The 18,354-nt window shown below is 42.1% G+C and carries 12 protein-coding genes; 11 read left to right on the forward strand and 1 reads right to left on the reverse strand.

All coding sequences use genetic code 11. From position 1 onward, the window contains the following. Positions 1 to 127: 127 nt before the first annotated feature. Positions 128 to 1,408, reverse strand: a complete 1,281-nt coding sequence (gltA, locus tag JMY05_RS11720) for a citrate synthase (protein ID WP_055123667.1) — start codon at positions 1,406 to 1,408, stop codon at positions 128 to 130. 1,029 nt (positions 1,409 to 2,437) lie between these two features. Here gltA and sdhC point away from each other — a divergent pair. The 11 genes from sdhC to JMY05_RS11775 all read left to right on the forward strand — a co-directional run bounded on the left by sdhC (position 2,438) and on the right by JMY05_RS11775 (position 18,352). Continuing rightward, on the forward strand, positions 2,438 to 2,824 hold the full coding sequence (sdhC, locus tag JMY05_RS11725) for a succinate dehydrogenase, cytochrome b556 subunit (protein WP_083475612.1): 387 nt from the start codon (positions 2,438 to 2,440) through the stop codon (positions 2,822 to 2,824). Positions 2,825 to 2,826: 2 nt separating this feature from the next. After that, positions 2,827 to 3,231, forward strand: a complete 405-nt coding sequence (gene sdhD / locus JMY05_RS11730; RefSeq protein ID WP_227678233.1) for a succinate dehydrogenase, hydrophobic membrane anchor protein — start codon at positions 2,827 to 2,829, stop codon at positions 3,229 to 3,231. A gap of 463 nt (positions 3,232 to 3,694) precedes the next feature. Then, positions 3,695 to 5,545, forward strand: a complete 1,851-nt coding sequence (gene sdhA / locus JMY05_RS11735) for a succinate dehydrogenase flavoprotein subunit (protein ID WP_045443095.1) — start codon at positions 3,695 to 3,697, stop codon at positions 5,543 to 5,545. Between the two features lie 211 nt (positions 5,546 to 5,756). Further along, complete coding sequence (locus JMY05_RS11740; protein WP_201615189.1) at positions 5,757 to 6,467, forward strand: succinate dehydrogenase iron-sulfur subunit; 711 nt, start codon at positions 5,757 to 5,759, stop codon at positions 6,465 to 6,467. A gap of 925 nt (positions 6,468 to 7,392) precedes the next feature. Then, the gene (locus tag JMY05_RS11745; RefSeq protein ID WP_201615191.1) at positions 7,393 to 10,275 is read left to right on the forward strand and encodes a 2-oxoglutarate dehydrogenase E1 component; all 2,883 of its coding nucleotides are present in this window, start codon (positions 7,393 to 7,395) and stop codon (positions 10,273 to 10,275) included. A gap of 153 nt (positions 10,276 to 10,428) precedes the next feature. Then, positions 10,429 to 11,670: a 2-oxoglutarate dehydrogenase complex dihydrolipoyllysine-residue succinyltransferase gene (gene odhB / locus JMY05_RS11750; protein WP_045443097.1), complete on the forward strand. Its 1,242-nt coding sequence runs from the start codon at positions 10,429 to 10,431 to the stop codon at positions 11,668 to 11,670. A 221-nt stretch (positions 11,671 to 11,891) separates the two neighbouring features. Further along, complete coding sequence (lpdA, locus tag JMY05_RS11755) at positions 11,892 to 13,346, forward strand: dihydrolipoyl dehydrogenase (protein WP_201615193.1); 1,455 nt, start codon at positions 11,892 to 11,894, stop codon at positions 13,344 to 13,346. 156 nt (positions 13,347 to 13,502) lie between these two features. Continuing rightward, entirely contained in the window at positions 13,503 to 14,669 is a 1,167-nt protein-coding gene (sucC, locus tag JMY05_RS11760) for an ADP-forming succinate--CoA ligase subunit beta (protein WP_045443100.1), read from the forward strand. Positions 14,670 to 14,821: 152 nt separating this feature from the next. Further along, positions 14,822 to 15,697 (forward strand): succinate--CoA ligase subunit alpha, encoded by an 876-nt coding sequence (sucD, locus tag JMY05_RS11765; RefSeq protein WP_045455414.1) that lies wholly within the window; start codon positions 14,822 to 14,824, stop codon positions 15,695 to 15,697. Positions 15,698 to 15,796: 99 nt separating this feature from the next. Then, positions 15,797 to 16,852, forward strand: coding sequence for a UDP-glucose 4-epimerase GalE (gene galE, locus JMY05_RS11770; protein WP_201615195.1), 1,056 nt, complete (start codon positions 15,797 to 15,799; stop codon positions 16,850 to 16,852). 48 nt (positions 16,853 to 16,900) lie between these two features. Then, positions 16,901 to 18,352 (forward strand): hypothetical protein, encoded by a 1,452-nt coding sequence (locus JMY05_RS11775; protein ID WP_045443105.1) that lies wholly within the window; start codon positions 16,901 to 16,903, stop codon positions 18,350 to 18,352. Positions 18,353 to 18,354: the final 2 nt, after the last annotated feature.

The raw sequence follows: 18,354 nt of genomic DNA on the forward strand, positions 1-18,354 counted from the left end.
GGTTTCTATAAAATGTAATGTGGCTAATCGTATCAAATGAGACAGTAAGAACCATAAAACCAGAACCATAAAAAATCCCGCACGATGGCGGGATTTTTTATGGTTCTAAAAACTAAAATATAAGTGACTATTTACGGTCTTCAACTTTAACGAAGTCGCGATGCGTTTCACCCGTGTATAACTGACGTGGACGACCAATTTTGAACGGTGTGCTGTGCATCTCTAACCAATGGCTGATCCAACCAGAAGTACGAGCCAATGAGAAGATTACGGTAAACATTGACGTTGGAATACCGATGGCTTTAAGGATAATGCCTGAGTAAAAATCAACGTTTGGATACAAGTTACGCTCAACGAAGAACGGGTCTTCTAAAGCGATTTTCTCAAGTGCCATGGCAAGCTCAAGCTTAGGATCATTGATGCCCAATGCGCCCAATACTTCGTCACAAGTTTCTTTCATCACTTGTGCACGTGGATCAAAGTTTTTATAAACGCGATGACCAAAGCCCATGAGCTTCACTTCACGGCTCTTCACTTTTTCCATGAATTCAGGCACATTTTCAACTGAACCGATCTCATCTAACATCTCAAGCACGGCTTCGTTCGCGCCGCCATGTGATGGTCCCCAAAGGGCGGCGATACCAGCAGCGATACACGCATAAGGGTTGGCGCCAGTAGAACCAGCTAGACGTACCGTAGACGTTGACGCGTTTTGCTCGTGGTCAGCATGCAAAGTAAAGATTTTGTCCATGGCACGAGTGATGACGTCATTGGTTTGGTAATCAACATCAGCAGGCGTGGCAAACATCATGTATAAGAAGTTTTCAGCATAGCTAAAGTCATTGCGTGGGTACATGAACGGTTCGCCTTGCGAGTATTTATAACTCATCGCAGCAAGCGTTGGCATTTTAGCGATTAGACGGATAGCCGTGATTTCACGATGCTCTTCGTTACTGACATCTAATGCTTCATGATAAAACGCAGATAAAGCACCAACGACACCAACCATAATAGCCATCGGATGCGCGTCACGGCGGAAGCCTTCAAAGAACTTGCGCAATTGATCATGAACACCCGTATGCTTACGGATTTTTTCAAAGAAATCTGCTTTTTGCTCAGCGTTCGGCAAATCGCCATGAATCAAGGCATAAGCCACTTCTAAATATTCAGCATTGTTTGCCAATTGATCGATAGGGTAGCCGCGGTGTAGTAGCTCACCCTTACCACCATCAATATAAGTAATCTTTGATTCAACAGGGGCGGTTACTTTAAAACCAGGGTCATAAGACCAAAATCCTGATTCTTGTAGAGCAGCAATATCTAGAACTGGACGCCCTAAAGTACCTTCGATAATAGGAAACTCGTATTCTTTACCATTGACGGTTAGTTTGGCATTAGTGTCAGCCATAAATTGCTCTCCATTGGTTTTAGCTTGTTAGAATAAAATTACGACAGACGCACACCCTCGGTCTATCGTTAGTCAAATCATAAAAATGCATTTAACTCATTTAATACGCAGGGTATATTAGCAGTAATTACTTATGATTTGAAAAGACTTTTACCATCAATAGCACCAATTGGCACGGTTTAGTCGTGTTTATTCACTGTAATTTTTGTATCAAAATATGTCTGATTGGTTATTTTGCTTAGAAAGCTTGTTTTTATGACAGTAAGTACAGCTACATTATCCGCATAATTTTTAAAGAATTTTACGATAATAATGTAGCAGGTTTGATTAATATTCGGGTTAAAAACAGACAGAGTATGCGTAGTAGACGAATTGAGTTTGGCGTAAATTCCCTCAATATTGAGCAATTTTGGCAAATACGTATGACTGCTGTCTATTTATTTGTTAACCCAGCGTTTGCCTTTTACTACTTAGGGGATAAATTTGTAATTATCGCCCAGTCATTTTATAATTGTAGGAACTTAACTGGCACTCGCTTTGTGCGAATTGATAAGTGGTCATGATGTAGTGTCGTTTTTCTATTCATACTCGGTTATGGCTGAGTAGCACCAGAGCAACGACGCACTAGCGTTTTGATAGACAATATCTGTAATCCAGGGTTTGAATGCTTTTGTTAACTGTTCTATTTTTAAGTCATTAGTAAAAGGGCTGTATTGATATCGATGACGGAGTAGCGCTGTCTTTATTGATATGACCAGTAAAAATAGACTAGTTAATCGATCTTACTCATGTTTATTTTCTTTGTTGTATAATAGACGGGTTGTTTTATAGACCTGTCGATTTGACGAGCGATATTAAACAGTTTATCAATACCTTGTACCCCACGATCCTTTCTTCATATTTAGCGCAAACTAAACGAAGTCAGCTAGCTCTTCCTTACTTTATTCGTCTCGTGTGTTGCTCAATGCTTAATCGACATCAGTGATATCAAGCGTTGATAGCAGATACAGGAGTATAACCGCAAAAAGGATGCCCGCTGTGAAAAGCAACCGACCTATTGATCTGCCTTTAAGCCAAGTGATTAGCGTTAATCGCTCACCGATTGCGATCGCCTCTATCTTGCATCGTATCTCTGGCATTATTTTATTTTTATTGATTCCTGTCATGCTGTGGTTACTACAGAACTCATTGGCTTCGGCTGAGAGCTTTGAAACCGTATTTGACAATGTACTTGTGCGCTTTTTAGCATGGATATTTGTTGCAGCGATTGCTTATCACTTTGTGATGGGCATCAAGCACTTATTTGCTGATATGGGCATGAACGAAGAGCTAAAATCTGGCCGCACTGCGTCTATGGTTAGTTTTGTGATTGCAGCGATTCTAATTGTCGCGTCATTTGTATGGGTGATGTTCTAATGATAAAAAATGATTCAGGAATCAAAAGTGCGACTGGTCTGACAGGTTCAGGCTCACGCGATTGGATTATCCAGCGTATTAGCGCTGTCGTTTTAGCCGTTTATAGTGTGGTATTGCTGGGCTTCTTTTTGACGCACGGCGAGGTTACTTATCTTGAATGGTCATCATTCATGACCAGTTTGCCTATGCGCCTATTTAGCTTGGTGGCGGTACTTGCCCTAGCTGGTCATGCTTGGGTTGGTATGTGGACCGTGTTCACCGACTATATCACTACTGGCAAATTGGGCTCAAGCGCAGCAGGTCTACGCTTAGTGCTACAGTCATTGATGATTATCGCTATTTTAGTGTTTCTATTTTGGGGCATTATGATTTTTTGGGGTACTGGTTTCGGTGTGGTTGCTGTTTAACGATAGCCAATCCCCTATAATCTGGATACGGTGTCAGGCTCGCTTAGTCTACTATTTGTAGTTCTGGTGACTCGCCCTCCTTGTATCCATATTATATTGAACAGACTATGTATTGATAATATTTATTTATCTGTAACTTGATTTATCTATAAACAATAACGGACGCGACTAGCAAATGTCAAAGTCATCCGTTAGTAGCCAAAAATAGTCATAGCCAATCATAGCGTTGGACATCATTGACTTAGCCAGTCACTTATATAATAGGTGCGCTATGGTTTAGTCAGTGAGCGAACCCAATATAACGATAGATATGCAAATTAGGTGGTTAAAGGTTGTGAGCGTCATCCACTTTGATAATTGCAAATAGTGGCAAGACAATAAAGTGTTTTGTCCAGCAATAGGATGATTTTGAGACAGCCTTTTTATTTACTTCTAAGCATTAATAGGCATTAGGAAAACCGTAATGGCAACTAGACAAGATAATACCATTAGTAATATTAAGACGCTAAACTACGATGCAGTCATCGTTGGTGGCGGCGGCTCAGGTATGCGTGCTTCACTACATTTGGCAGAAGCGGGCATGAAAGTTGCCGTTTTGACCAAAGTATTCCCAACCCGTTCGCACACGGTTGCGGCTCAGGGCGGTATCGGCGCAAGTTTGGGCAACATGAGCAACGATAACTGGCATTTCCACTTTTATGACACCGTTAAAGGGTCAGATTGGTTGGGTGACCAAGACGCGATTGAATACATGTGCCGTGAAGCGCCTAAAGTCGTCTATGAGCTTGAGCACATGGGCATGCCGTTTGACCGTAACGAAGACGGCACAATTTATCAGCGCCCATTCGGTGGTCATACCTCGAACTATGGCGAAAAAGCCGTACAACGTGCGTGTGCTGCAGCTGACCGTACGGGTCACGCGCTATTACATACGTTATATCAGAAGAATTTGCAGCAAGGTACTGAGTTCTTTATTGAGTGGATTGCGCTTGATTTGATCAAAGACGAAGCGGGTAATATCAACGGTGTTATCGCGCTTGAACAAGAAACCGGTACGGTTGCCGTATTCCAGTCACCGATTACTGTCCTAGCGACAGGTGGTGCTGGTCGTATCTTCGCCGCTTCTACTAACGCTTATATCAATACTGGTGACGGTATTGGCATGGCAGTTCGTGCTGGTATTCCATTACAAGACATGGAGTTTTGGCAGTTCCACCCAACGGGCGTTCATGGTGCAGGCGTACTGTTAACTGAAGGTTGCCGCGGTGAAGGCGCTATCTTACGTAACAAAGATGGCGAAGCGTTCATGGAGCGCTATGCGCCAACCGTGAAAGATTTGGCACCACGTGATTTGGTTTCTCGTTCTATGGATCAAGAGATCAAAGAAGGTCGCGGCTGTGGTCCAAACGCTGACCATATCGTAATGGATATGACCCATTTGGGTGTAGAAACCATCATGAAGCGTTTGCCATCGGTATTTGAGATTGGTAAAAACTTCGCTAACGTTGATATCACCAAAGAGCCAATTCCCGTTATTCCAACCATTCACTATATGATGGGCGGTATTCCAACCACTATCCATGGTCAAGTAATCACGCCTGATCTAGAAGCAGGTACGGACGAAGACGGTCTATATGCAAAAGGCAACGTGGTTAAAGGTCTTTATGCTATCGGTGAATGTGCTTGTGTTAGTGTTCACGGTGCCAACCGCTTAGGTACCAACTCTTTGCTTGATCTATTGGTATTTGGTCGTGCTGCTGGTAAGCATATCGTTGATGAATTCCATCATGCCGATCATAACTATAAGCCTCTAGATCCACGCGTGCTAGATTATACGGTCGGTCGTTTAGACAAGCTGCAACAGTCGACTGAAGGCTACAATGCCCAAGACGTGGCTGACGAGATTCGTGCGACCATGCAAGCGCATGCGAGTGTGTTCCGTACGCAAGCGATGATGGACGAAGGCGTTGAGAAGATTTTAGCGCTTGGTGACAAGATTGAAAAAATCCATTTGGCCGATAAATCACAAGTATTTAACACAGCGCGCATTGAAGCATTCGAAGTGGCTAACTTGTATGAAGTGGCCAAAGCGACGATGGTATCAGCGGCAATGCGTCACGAAAGCCGCGGTGCTCATAGCGTGTCTGACTATGACCGTCCAGAAGATGATGATTACGCACCAAATGGCCGTAATGACCACGAGTGGATGAAGCATACCTTATGGTATTCTGAAGGCAATCGCATCATTTATAAGCCAGTTCGTAAAGTACCACTAACGGTTGATTATATCGAACCGAAAGTTCGCGTCTATTAATTTTAGACTGCGCAATTTAGCGATACGAACAGCGTAAACGTTTTATTTTTTATTCATTTATTAAAAGGTGACCGCCAGCTACATGCTCATGCCAGCGTGACAATATGATTAGTTGATATTTGATAATTACTGTCAATATGGGCTAATCAATAGCGCTGATATGCTGCAACCTTTGTATGCCCGCCATCACCTACGTGTGGAGTTTAGCATTATGAGCCGAGGTACTCGCACCATCGAAATCTATCGCTACGATCCTGATCTGGACGCAGCGCCGCGCATGCAAACGTATACGATTGAGTTGCTAGACTCAGATCGTATGTTGCTTGACGTGTTATTACGCCTAAAAAAGGAAGACGAAACACTGACCTTCCGTCGCTCTTGCCGTGAAGGTATTTGTGGCTCTGATGGCATGAACATCAATGGCAAAAATGGTCTAGCGTGTCTCATTAACATGAACACTCTGCCAGAAAAAGTCACGGTTCGTCCATTACCAGGTCTACCTGTTGTTCGCGATTTGGTTGTTGATATGAACCAATTCTATGAGCAATATGAGAAAGTACATCCGTACTTGATCAATGACCAGCCAGCGCCGCCAACTGAGCGTTTGCAGTCACCTGAGCAACGCGAAAAGCTAAACGGTTTGTACGAATGTATTCTATGCGCATGCTGTTCAACCAGCTGCCCATCGTTCTGGTGGAACCCTGATAAATTCTTAGGTCCATCAGCACTACTGCATGCTTATCGCTTCGTGGCTGATAGCCGTGATGGTGATACGCAAGCACGTTTGGCGCGCTTAGATGATCCATTTAGCCTATTCCGTTGCCGCGGTATCATGAACTGTGTATCAGTTTGTCCAAAAGGTTTAAACCCAACCAGAGCAATTGGTCATTTACGTAATATGCTCATTGACCAAGCAGGTTAATCGTTTATAATTGTCTGGTTTTTTGCAGATAGCGTACGAAAAACACCACCTAATCATTAGGTGGTGTTTTTTATGAGCAGTATATCTGAGATTCTTTGATCGTCTTTCAGTGTTAGATAGAACTTATAGAGACGATTATTCGACATGGTTAAAGGTAAGGCTGGGCTATCAGTACGTTGGTTGTATGTAAGAAGGCATGATATATACGTCAGCAATCTATATAATTGGTGTTAGAAAAAAGTATTCAGCCAGAGATATTCACCACGTTAAATGTTAGAATAGCGCATTATTTTAATAATTAGTTGTTTTGATAAACCACTATCAGTCGTTAATGTTTAACTTACTGATAAATAAGTATTCAAAACAAGTAGTAGAATGAATAATGCACTCAATATGATAGTAGATATTCATTACCTAAATAGTTAGTATTGAACAAACAAACTATGGCGCGAAACGCTGTCATGCTACTCTATACAGCAACGTATGTTTGCCATAAAAAAAGTAATGATAGCTTGGAAATAACCAGACGTTCCAGTGAGGATAGCCAAATAATAGGCCAGCTTAAGGCGTCAATAATTCATCGATCGTTTATCTTTGATGAATTGGTTATGACTAACTTCAGTATATATAAATTAATGTTGTGAGACGAGTCAGATAACAAAACTGGACGTTCACAAATAATTATATTTTTAATATAGGTACTGTAATGGCACTTATTATCACTATTTAGCATCACTGTCCGTCATAAGCAAAAGCACAGATAAGCGTACTTTTCTTTTATAGTAATAAGTGTGGTTCATAAATCAGTACTGAACAGAATACGATTGAGTTTTTATAGCATTAAGTATTTAGATGTCTCACATACAACAGATTACACAATAATAAGCACGATTCCATTCATTTATCTATCAAATAGACGATTATTATGAATAGTATAACTAAAGAAGCCGCAAGCCTAGGACATACAGAACTGGCTGCTGACAACGCCAGCTATATAGAAGCTCTTTATGAGCAGTACCTAAACGACCCTGATAGCGTTGATACCGATTGGCAGACGTATTTTGAACAATACAAATCGCCAAACGATGCACAGCATAACGCTATTAAAGAACAGTTTTTGTTGCTTGCTCGCAACCAAACTGCTAACAAAGCCAGCACTCAAGCGCCTGATGCAAATGCAGGCTTAGCCGACTGTGCTAACCCTAAACAAATGGGTGTACAGCAGCTGATTTCAGCTTACCGTCGCCGTGGTCATCGCCGCGCCAAGCTTGATCCGTTAAATCTACATCCACGTGCAGAAGTGGAAGATTTGACCCTTGCTTATCATAATCTTTCAGAAGCTGATCTTGATACCGTATTTCCTACCAATGATTTAAATATCGGTAAAGACGAAGCGCCTTTACGTGAAATCATCGAAATTATGGAACGTGTTTACTGCCGTTACATTGGTACTGAATACATGCACGTTACCACCAGTACTGAAAAACGCTGGATGGAAAAGTATCTAGAAACCAACTTAGGTTACATCAAGTTTGATAAAGAAAAGCGCTTATCTATTCTTGAGCGCCTAACAGCAGCTGAAGGTCTAGAAAAATATTTAGCACGTAAATATACGGGCGTTAAGCGTTTCGGACTAGAGGGCGGCGAAAGCTTTATCCCTGCTATCAATGAAATCATCCAACGTGCAGGCGGTTATGGCACTAAAGAAATGGTCATTGGTATGGCTCACCGTGGACGCCTAAACCTACTGGTCAATATCTTAGGTAAAAACCCTGCGGACTTGTTTGACGAGTTTGATGGTAAAGTACAGCCAGAAAAAGGCTCAGGTGACGTTAAATACCATAATGGTTTTTCATCGAATGTGATGACGCCAGGCGGTGAAGCGCATTTGGCTTTGGCATTTAACCCATCACATCTTGAGATTGTCGCACCGGTATTGCAAGGCTCTGTACGTGCCCGTCAGGTGCGTCGCAACGATCAGCCACTTTTAGACAATAAAGGCGGTAATTCAGTATTGCCAATCGTTATTCATGGTGATGCTGCGTTTGCTGGTCAAGGCGTGGTTCAAGAAACATTCCAAATGTCACAAACCCGTGCTTATACCACTGGTGGTACTGTACATATTGTGATCAATAACCAAGTCGGTTTCACGACCAGCCGTCAAGAAGACGTGCGTTCGACTGAGTACTGTACTGACGTTGCAAAAATGGTACATGCACCTATCCTACATGTGAACGGTGACGATCCTGAGTCGGTCGTATTTGCCGCGCAGTTAGCATTAGATTACCGTCATGAGTTTGATAAAGACATCATTATCGATCTGTTCTGCTATCGCCGTAATGGTCATAATGAAGCCGATGAGCCGTCAGCGACTCAGCCACTCATGTATGCAGTTATCAAGAAGCTACCAACGACTCGTACGATTTATGCACAAAAACTTATCGAAGACGGTATTTTGAATGCTGAAGAAGAAAAGCAGTATGAAGATGACTATCGTGAGTCTTTAGACCGTGGTGACTATGTTGCAAACTCATTGGTTAATGAGCCTAACGAAGAGTTGTTCGTCGATTGGAAACCTTATTTAGGTCACGATTTGGTGGATGATTGGGATACCAGTGTCGATATCGAGATTCTAAAAGGGTATGGACGTCGTATGGCGGAAATGCCAGAAGGCTATAAGTTACAACGCCAAGTCCAAAAAGTGGTTGAGCAGCGCTTAGCCATGCAGACAGGCGAAGAGCCATTAAACTGGGGTGCAGCTGAAACGTTGGCATACGCATCACTAGTCGATAACGATAAAGTATTGGTACGTATTACTGGTGAAGATGTGGGTCGCGGTACTTTCTCACATCGTCATAGCGAAATCTATAATATCAATGATGGCAGTATGTATGTGCCATTGGCTCATATGAGTGACACTCAAGCCCGCTTTGCCACTTATAACTCATTGTTATCAGAAGAAGCGGTATTAGCCTTTGAATATGGTTATGCAACGACAGTACCAAATGCCTTGATCGTTTGGGAAGCGCAGTTTGGTGATTTCGTCAACGGCGCGCAGGTGGTGATTGACCAGTTTATCTCAAGTGGTGAGACCAAGTGGCAGCGCGTTTGTGGTCTAACTATGTTATTACCACACGGTTTTGAAGGTCAGGGTCCTGAGCATTCATCTGCTCGTCTTGAGCGTTTCTTACAGCTATGTGCTGAAGACAATATGCAAGTAATAACGCCAACGACACCTGCGCAGATCTATCATGCGCTACGTCGTCAAGCAGTTCGCCCAATTCGTAAGCCATTGATTGTCATGTCACCGAAGAGTTTACTACGTCATAAGCTAGCCACTTCAAATCTTGAAGAGCTGGCGAATGGTAAGTTTGAAACGGTACTGCCAGAGATGGACAACCAAAATGCAGACAAAGTCACTCGTATGGTGCTTTGTGGTGGTAAAGTTTATTACGACTTACTTGAGCAGCGCCGCGCATTAGGTCTAGATCATGTCGCTATTGTTCGTATTGAGCAGCTCTACCCATTACCAGAGCAGCGTTTGATGGCTGAGATTGAAAAATACAGCAACTTGGCTGAGATCGTTTGGACACAAGAAGAGCCGCTGAACCAAGGCGCTTGGTATTATTTAGCACCGCATATGTTCCGTATCGTCGTACCACACCCAACCAAGGCGAAAGTCATGGAGCCAGTGGCGCGTCCTGCGAGTGCAGCACCTGCTACAGGGTCACCAAAACTGCATGCTCAACAGCAGCAAGCGTTGATCGCTGGTGGTCTTGGTATCAGTGTCGATGAGTTGGCTAAGTAACAGATTATTGAAGATAAATGAATCAGGCGATAACAGTCAGTATGTTGTAATAAAATCTAGATAGTATTATCTAAGATCGCTATGCAAGATGGCACTGACTGCCTATCACGACTTAATAACAAATATGAATATCCCAATCTAAGGAGTATATCGATGGCTGATATCAAAGCCCCCGTTTTTCCAGAATCAGTTGCCGACGGTACTATCGTTGAGTGGCATGTCACTGAAGGTCAGCAAGTCAATCGTGATGACCTATTGGCTGAAATCGAAACTGATAAAGTCGTATTAGAAGTTGTGGCGCCTGATAACGGCGTTGTGACCAAAATCGTTAAGCAGGTTGATGATACCGTGTTGTCTGACGAGATCATTGGTCAATTCGAAGCTGGTGCAAGCGCCAGTGCAGATAATGCTCCTGCGGTAGATCCAGATCAACCAGCAGCGCCAGTACAAGCCAAGCAAGCAGCAGATGGTGGCGAGCCTGTCCAAGCAACAGATAAAAAAGACGAAGCGGATCATAAAGATCAAAGCCCAGCGGTACGTAAAGCAGCGAAAGAGTCTGGCGTAGATCCTAAAGAAGTGGAAGGTAGTGGTCGCGGCGGCCGTGTGACCAAAACAGATATGGCTAACCCAACATTGAAAGCAGACAGCAGCATCAAATCTGATAGCGGCCGTCCAGTAGCTGAATCAATGGGTGAGCGTACTGAGAAACGTGTTCCAATGACGCGTCTACGTAAGACAGTCGCCAATCGTCTGCTAGCAGCTTCACAAGAAACGGCGATGCTAACGACGTTTAACGAAGTGAACATGAAGCCATTAATGGACATGCGCGCTAAATATAAAGATCAGTTCGAAAAACGTCATGGCGTACGTTTAGGCTTTATGTCATTGTTCGTGAAAGCGGCAACCGAAGCACTTAAACGCTTCCCAGCAGTCAACGCTTCACTAGACGGTGATGACATTGTTTATCATGGTTTCTACGATATCGGTGTTGCTGTATCATCTGATCGTGGTTTGGTTGTTCCCGTACTACGTGATACTGATCGCATGAGCATGGCGGACGTCGAAAGCCGTATCCGTGAGCTTGGTGGCTTGGCTCAAAAAGGTAAACTTGGTCTAGATGACATGACTGGTGGTACTTTCACTATTTCAAACGGTGGTGTATTTGGCTCATTGATGTCAACGCCTATTTTGAACCCACCACAAACAGCTATCCTAGGTATGCATGCGATCAATGACCGTCCTATGGCTGTTGATGGTAAAGTTGAAATTCTACCGATGATGTATCTTGCATTGTCTTATGACCATCGTATGATTGATGGTAAAGAAGCGGTACAGTTCTTAGTAACCATCAAAGAATTGGTTGAAGATCCAGCCATGTTGCTACTAGACCTGTAAGCTTTTAAGCTTGTATTGGCAACCGCCGATACAAGCTTTTTAACTTTAGTCTAAACAGTGGTGCTCGTTGTTTATTAATAAATAAGAATGCTTCGCTGATATGGTGTATTTACCGTAAAGTGAGAAAATTTGAACCAAAACATGGCTTATTTATTAACGAGACAATCCTCAGTTTAAACGATATTTACAATTAGAACGATAATTAGAAATAGGAACGTACTATGAAAGACAATTATGATTTAGTCGTCATCGGCGGCGGTCCTGGTGGTTATGAAGCCGCTATCCGTGCAGGTCAGTTAGGTATGAGCGTTGCTTGTATCGAAAAGCGTGTTTATAAAGGTGAGCCAGCACTTGGCGGCACTTGCTTGAACGTTGGTTGCATCCCATCAAAAGCCCTACTTGATAGCTCGCATCGTTACGAAGCGACTAAGCATGACCTTGCTGAACATGGTATCAGCACTGGTGACGTTGCTATTGATATTGAGCAAATGATTGCACGTAAAGAAGGTATCGTTAAGCAATTAACGGGCGGCGTTGCAGCATTATTAAAAGGTAATGGCGTTGACTGGCTACAAGGCTGGGGTACGCTGGTTGATGGTAAAGGCGTTGATAAAAAAGTTAAATTTACTGCCCTTGCAGATGAAGCAGAAACGACCATCACTGCTAAAAACGTGATTCTTGCGGCAGGTTCTGTGCCGATCGATATCCCAGTTGCTAAAACTGATGGCGATCGTATCGTTGACTCTACTGGCGCCCTTGACTTCACTGCTGTACCTAAGCGTTTAGGCGTGATTGGTGCTGGTGTCATCGGTCTTGAGCTTGGTTCAGTATGGCGTCGTCTAGGCGCTGAAGTGGTTGTTTATGAAGCGTTGCCAAGTTTCTTAGCAGCCGCTGATAAAGACATCGCTAAAGAAGCGGGCAAAATGCTGAAGAAGCAAGGTCTTGATATCCGCGTTGATACCAAAGTAACCAATGCTGAAGTCAAAGGCGATCAAGTTGTTGTCACGAGCGAAACCAAAGGCGAGTCATCTGAAGAAAGCTTCGACAAACTGATCGTTTGTGTTGGTCGCCGTGCATACTCTGAGAAACTGCTTGGTGATGACAGCGGCATTCAATTGACTGAACGTGGTCTTATCGACGTGAACGATCAATGTAAAACCAATCTTGATGGTGTTTATGCCATCGGTGATTTAGTTCGCGGTCCAATGCTTGCACATAAAGCGATGGAAGAAGGCATGATGGCCGTTGAGCGCATTCATGGCGAAAAAGCCCAAGTTAATTATGACACGATCATTAACGTCATCTATACCCATCCAGAAATCGCATGGGTTGGTTTGACGGAGCAAGAAGCTGAAGCCGCTGGCTACGAAGTTAAAACAGGTTCATTCAACCTAGCAGCGAACGGCCGTGCATTGGCTCAAAGCGAAGCAGAAGGCTCTATCAAAGTCGTGGCTGATGCTAAAACAGATCGCCTATTAGGTATGCATGCTATCTCTGCTGGTGCTGGTGATATCGTCCATCAGGGTATGATTGCGATGGAGTTTGTCTCTAGTATCGAAGATTTACAGTTGATGACTTTTGCTCATCCAACCATTTCAGAAGCCGTGCATGAAGCTGCTCTGTCTGCTGATGGCCGTGCTATCCACGCCATTCAGCGTAAAAAACGTAAGAAATAAGTCGTTATTTTGATCAGTACCAACTTATAACCTGATCGCGGTGGGGTCGTTATGGCTTCCACCACGGTCATGAGTGCGCCATATGCCTGTCTAATATGTATATACGCGCACTTGTTTTCACTTTTTATTAATTGTAAAAAATAAAGGATACAATCAATGAATTTACATGAGTATCAAGCAAAAGAGCTATTAAAAAGCTATGGTCTGCCGATTCAAGAAGGCATAATTGCCTATAACGGCGACGAAGCTGCTGCTGCTTTTGATAAAACGCCAACAGACATTGCGGTTATTAAAGCGCAAGTACATGCTGGTGGTCGCGGTAAAGCGGGTGGCGTAAAGCTGGTTAAAACTCGTGAAGAAGCCAAGCAAGTTGCTGAAGAGCTAATCGGTACCAATTTGGTTACTTTCCAAACTGACGCTGATGGCCAACCAGTTAACTTCGTATTGGTTGCAGAAGATATGTATCCAGTACAAACTGAGCTATATCTTGGTGCAGTCGTTGATCGTTCTACGCGTCGCGTAACGTTCATGGCATCAACCGAAGGCGGCGTTGATATCGAAGAAGTCGCTAACGAAACCCCAGAAAAAATCTTCAAAGTACACGTTGATCCTTTAGTTGGTCTAATGCCTTTCCAAGCGCGCGATGTTGCGTTCAAACTTGGTTTAGAAGGCAAGCAAATCAACCAGTTCGTTAAATTGATGACGGGTGCTTATAAAGCATTTGTTGAAAATGACTTTGCACTAATGGAAATCAACCCATTAGCCGTTCGTGAAAATGGCGAAATCGTTTGTGTTGATGGCAAAATTGGTATCGATTCAAACGCACTGTATCGTTTGCCTAAAATCGCAGCACTACAAGACAAAACACAAGAGAACGAGCGTGAGCTTAAAGCGGCTGAGTTTGACCTAAACTATGTTGCTCTAGAAGGCAATATCGGTTGTATGGTTAACGGTGCTGGTCTTGCTATGGCAACGATGGATATCATCAAATTGTACGGCGGCAAGCCTGCTAACTTCTTGGACGTTGGCGGCGGCGCAACTAAAGATCGCGTTGTTGAAGCATTCAAGATTATTCTTGAAGACAGCAGCGTTGAAGGTGTTCTAATCAACATCTTCGGTGGTATCGTACGTTGTGACATGATTGCAGAAGCGATTATCGCTGCTATCAAAGAAGTTGACGTAAAAGTACCTGTTGTTGTCCGTCTAGAGGGTAACAACGCTGAAAAAGGCGCGCAAATCCTAGAAGAGTCTGGTCTGAAATTGATTTCTGCCCAAGGTCTATCAGATGCGGCTCAAAAAATTGTCGATGCTGTTAAAGCTTAATATATTTGAGGCATAGTCCTCTAAATATATGTGCTTAAGCATAGTAGTCAACGCGTAATAGCAGCTTGTTGATATGAATTTATCATTAACATTTAATGGATAACACATCATCAAGTGGCTATTGCAAGACAACCGAATACAAGGAATAAATAATGAGTGTATTAATCGATAAAGATACCAAAGTATTGGTACAAGGTTTCACTGGTAAAAATGGTACGTTCCACTCTGAGCAAGCGATTGAGTACGGTACTAAAGTCGTTGGCGGCGTAACTCCAGGTAAAGGCGGTCAAACGCATTTAGGCCTACCAGTATTCAACACGATGGCAGAAGCTATGGAAGCGACCCAAGCTGACGCTTCTGTTATCTATGTACCAGCACCATTCGTACTAGATTCTATCGTTGAAGCGGTAGATGCTGGTGTTAAATTGATTATCGTTATTACTGAAGGCGTGCCTACTTTAGACATGCTAAAAGCAAAACGTTATATCGAAGAAGCTGAAGGCGTACGCATGGTTGGTCCTAACTGCCCAGGTGTTATCACGCCAGGTCAGTGCAAAATTGGTATCATGCCAGGTCATATCCATTTGCCAGGTAAAGTGGGTATCATCTCACGCTCTGGTACATTGACTTATGAAGCCGTTGCTCAGACCACTAAGCTTGGTTTTGGTCAGTCAACTTGTATCGGTATCGGTGGTGATCCTATCCCTGGTATGAACCAAATTGATGCGTTGAAACTGTTCCAAGAAGATCCACAAACTGAAGCGATCATTCTAATCGGTGAGATCGGTGGTACTGCTGAAGAAGAAGCAGCCGCTTATATCAAAGACCATGTAACCAAGCCAGTCGTTGGTTATATCGCTGGTGTTACCGCTCCAGAAGGCAAGCGTATGGGTCATGCTGGCGCTATTATCTCTGGTGGTCAAGGTACTGCTGAAGAGAAATTCAAAGCGTTTGAAGATGCTGGTATCGCGTATACGCGTGACCCATCTAAGCTTGGCGAGAAGCTAAAAGAAGTTACTGGTTGGTAAGATAGGCATAAGTCTACAGTTTAACTACCAAAACTGCATTGCAAAGAAACAAAGACACCCCTACAATGGGGTGTCTTTTTTTGTCTCAAAAATAAATTTATGAAAAACAAGATACTAGTCACGGGTGGTGCAGGTTATATTGGCACACACACCTGTATCGCACTGCATGAAGCTGGGTATGAGATTGTAGTTTACGACAACTTGTCTAATAGTAGTCGTGAAGCAATCAATCGTGTCTCAAATCTCATTGGTCAACCTATTGAGTTTATCGAAGGCGACATACGAGATGCTGAATTACTTAAAAAAGTATTTGCTGCACATGATTTTTTTAGTGTCATTCATTTTGCTGGCTTAAAAGCGGTTGGTGAATCTGTTGCCAAACCACTCCTGTATTATAATAATAACGTCAGTGGCACCATTACCTTACTACAAGTGATGGCTGAGTATGATGTCAAAAACCTCGTTTTTTCTTCCTCTGCGACTGTTTATGGTGATCCCGAAACGCTACCTATCGATGAGAACTCAAAGCGCTCTTGTACCAATCCCTATGGTCAGAGCAAGCTGGCTGTTGAGCACATATTAGAAGACCTAGCCGTATCTGATGACAGCTGGAACCTGATACCTCTTAGATACTTTAATCCAGTAGGGGCACATCTGTCAGGGCAGATTGGCGAAGACCCTAATGACATACCTAATAATTTGATGCCTTATATCTCGCAAGTAGCAGTTGGCAAGCTTAATAAACTCAATATTTTTGGCAATGATTATCCTACCGTAGACGGTACAGGTGTACGTGACTTTATCCATGTTACGGATTTGGCGCAAGGTCACGTTGCTGCGCTGAACTATTTAGAGCAGAAAATTAGTCTAAACGAATATAAGAATGACCAAGAATACTCAGTAGGATTTTTACCTATTAATCTAGGAACTGGCAAAGGAACTTCTGTATTGGAGTTGATATCTACATTTTCTAAGGTATCTGGACAGGCTGTTCCTTATCAGTTCGCTTCCCGCCGTGCTGGTGATATTGCCAGTTGCTATGCAAGTGCTGATAAGGCAAAGGAGCTATTAGGCTGGGAGGCAAAACTATCTATCATCGACATGTGCCAAGATAGCTGGCGCTGGCAAAGACAAAGTCCGAATGGCTATAAGTAAATAAACTTATTAGATCTATCAATTCTGTTACTTACAAAGGAAACCTATATGAGTATTATCGTGCAAACTGGACATGAAACTTCTAAATCCAAGCAATTGATGGAAAAACTATATGAGAGAGGCTTGAGTAGACCTGCCAATAGCTATACTCACGAAATGACTCCTGAGCAAGTTTCAGAGACTCTTTATAAGGTATTATCACGAGAAGATATCTCACTTGGTAATGAAAAGATGGCTGATAATGTCATGACTGATTTTTTACTGGCTAATTTGGATTTTAAGCATTGGGGTTGGGCGTCCGAAAAGAATATAACTACCTTAGAATATTGGCAGCATATTAATCCTGATATTCGATCTATTCTTGTATTTGATCATCCTAAGAAAGTTTTTGAATTCATTAACTTTGAAGAGCTTACTATTACAGAGATAGATAGATTAATTAATGATTGGGTAAATTATCATGAAGATATGTTGAAAGTATTTGAATCTGAAAATGTTGGATTAATATTGGTAGAGGGTGACAGTGCAATACAGTATTTTTCAGAATTTAGCTCCCATCTGAGTAATATCACTAATAATTTAGAGTTGAAAAAAAATTGGCAAGTTCAAAGGAAAGAGTCGAAAACTACTGAGTTCAGTAACAAGAAGTACTCAAATATAGCTTCTGATATGATCATAGATCAAATACTGAAGAATTATCCAGAAGCAATAAGAGTTTTTAATACTTTGCTTAGTAAAGCTACTATGAAGAAAAGTGATGTTATTTACAAATCTAAAGCCCCAGACCTAGGTGTTTTAGTAGACTCACTAAACTATATAATGCAATGTCTACATTCTAAAAATTTAGAAAGTACTATAAGTAAACTTGAACAAGAAAAATCATCTTTAGTTAAAAATAAGGATAGTATAATTTCAACTAAGGATAATAAAATTAAGCAACTACAAGCTGAGATAAATCAATTGCAAGCAAAGATTGAGTTGATTGAGAGCGAGTTGAGTAACAATGATTCGAAGGAAATATCAGAAGTAAATAGATGTATTGATAACGAAAGTAAATTACTTATTGAGCAGCTTAATCAAGTTCAAGAAGAGTTAGAGATGTTATATTTTAAAAATGAAAATTTAAGGCCGGTATATTTGAAAGGTCGATCTAATAGCAATAATAATTTTAAATATTATGGAGCAGTGGATAGAGTTAAAGAGGATTTACCATATAGATTAGGTAATACAGTGATTAATAATAGTAAAAATATTACTAGTATCATAAAGATGCCTACCAAATTAATTCAAGAGTATAAAGATTTCAAAAATAGTGACGCGCCTAGTCTTCCTGATCTTGAAGATTATGAGGACTCATACAAAGCTGAAAAGGTTAAAAGTCATTTATCCTATAAGATAGGTAAGGTAATTGTTGAAAGCAAAAAATCACCAATTAAAACTTTAGGATTGCCTATTCGTATAGTTAAAGAAGTAATACTATTTAAAAAAACATTAAGATAAGA

Origin of the sequence: Psychrobacter sp. JCM 18902, from assembly GCF_904846615.1 — a bacterium.
Lineage (GTDB): Bacteria > Pseudomonadota > Gammaproteobacteria > Pseudomonadales > Moraxellaceae > Psychrobacter.

Bases quoted from the DNA above. Each gene is read 5' to 3' on its own strand.
- sdhA (WP_045443095.1), top strand. From the start codon at position 3,695: ATGGCAACTAGACAAGATAATACCATTAGTAATATTAAGACGCTAAAC.
- sucC (WP_045443100.1), top strand. From the start codon at position 13,503: ATGAATTTACATGAGTATCAAGCAAAAGAGCTATTAAAAAGCTATGGT.
- sucD (WP_045455414.1), top strand. From the start codon at position 14,822: ATGAGTGTATTAATCGATAAAGATACCAAAGTATTGGTACAAGGTTTC.
- sdhC (WP_083475612.1), top strand. From the start codon at position 2,438: ATGCCCGCTGTGAAAAGCAACCGACCTATTGATCTGCCTTTAAGCCAA.
- odhB (WP_045443097.1), top strand. From the start codon at position 10,429: ATGGCTGATATCAAAGCCCCCGTTTTTCCAGAATCAGTTGCCGACGGT.
- lpdA (WP_201615193.1), top strand. From the start codon at position 11,892: ATGAAAGACAATTATGATTTAGTCGTCATCGGCGGCGGTCCTGGTGGT.
- galE (WP_201615195.1), top strand. From the start codon at position 15,797: ATGAAAAACAAGATACTAGTCACGGGTGGTGCAGGTTATATTGGCACA.
- JMY05_RS11740 (WP_201615189.1), top strand. From the start codon at position 5,757: ATGAGCCGAGGTACTCGCACCATCGAAATCTATCGCTACGATCCTGAT.
- JMY05_RS11745 (WP_201615191.1), top strand. From the start codon at position 7,393: ATGAATAGTATAACTAAAGAAGCCGCAAGCCTAGGACATACAGAACTG.
- JMY05_RS11775 (WP_045443105.1), top strand. From the start codon at position 16,901: ATGAGTATTATCGTGCAAACTGGACATGAAACTTCTAAATCCAAGCAA.
- gltA (WP_055123667.1), bottom strand. From the start codon at position 1,408: ATGGCTGACACTAATGCCAAACTAACCGTCAATGGTAAAGAATACGAG.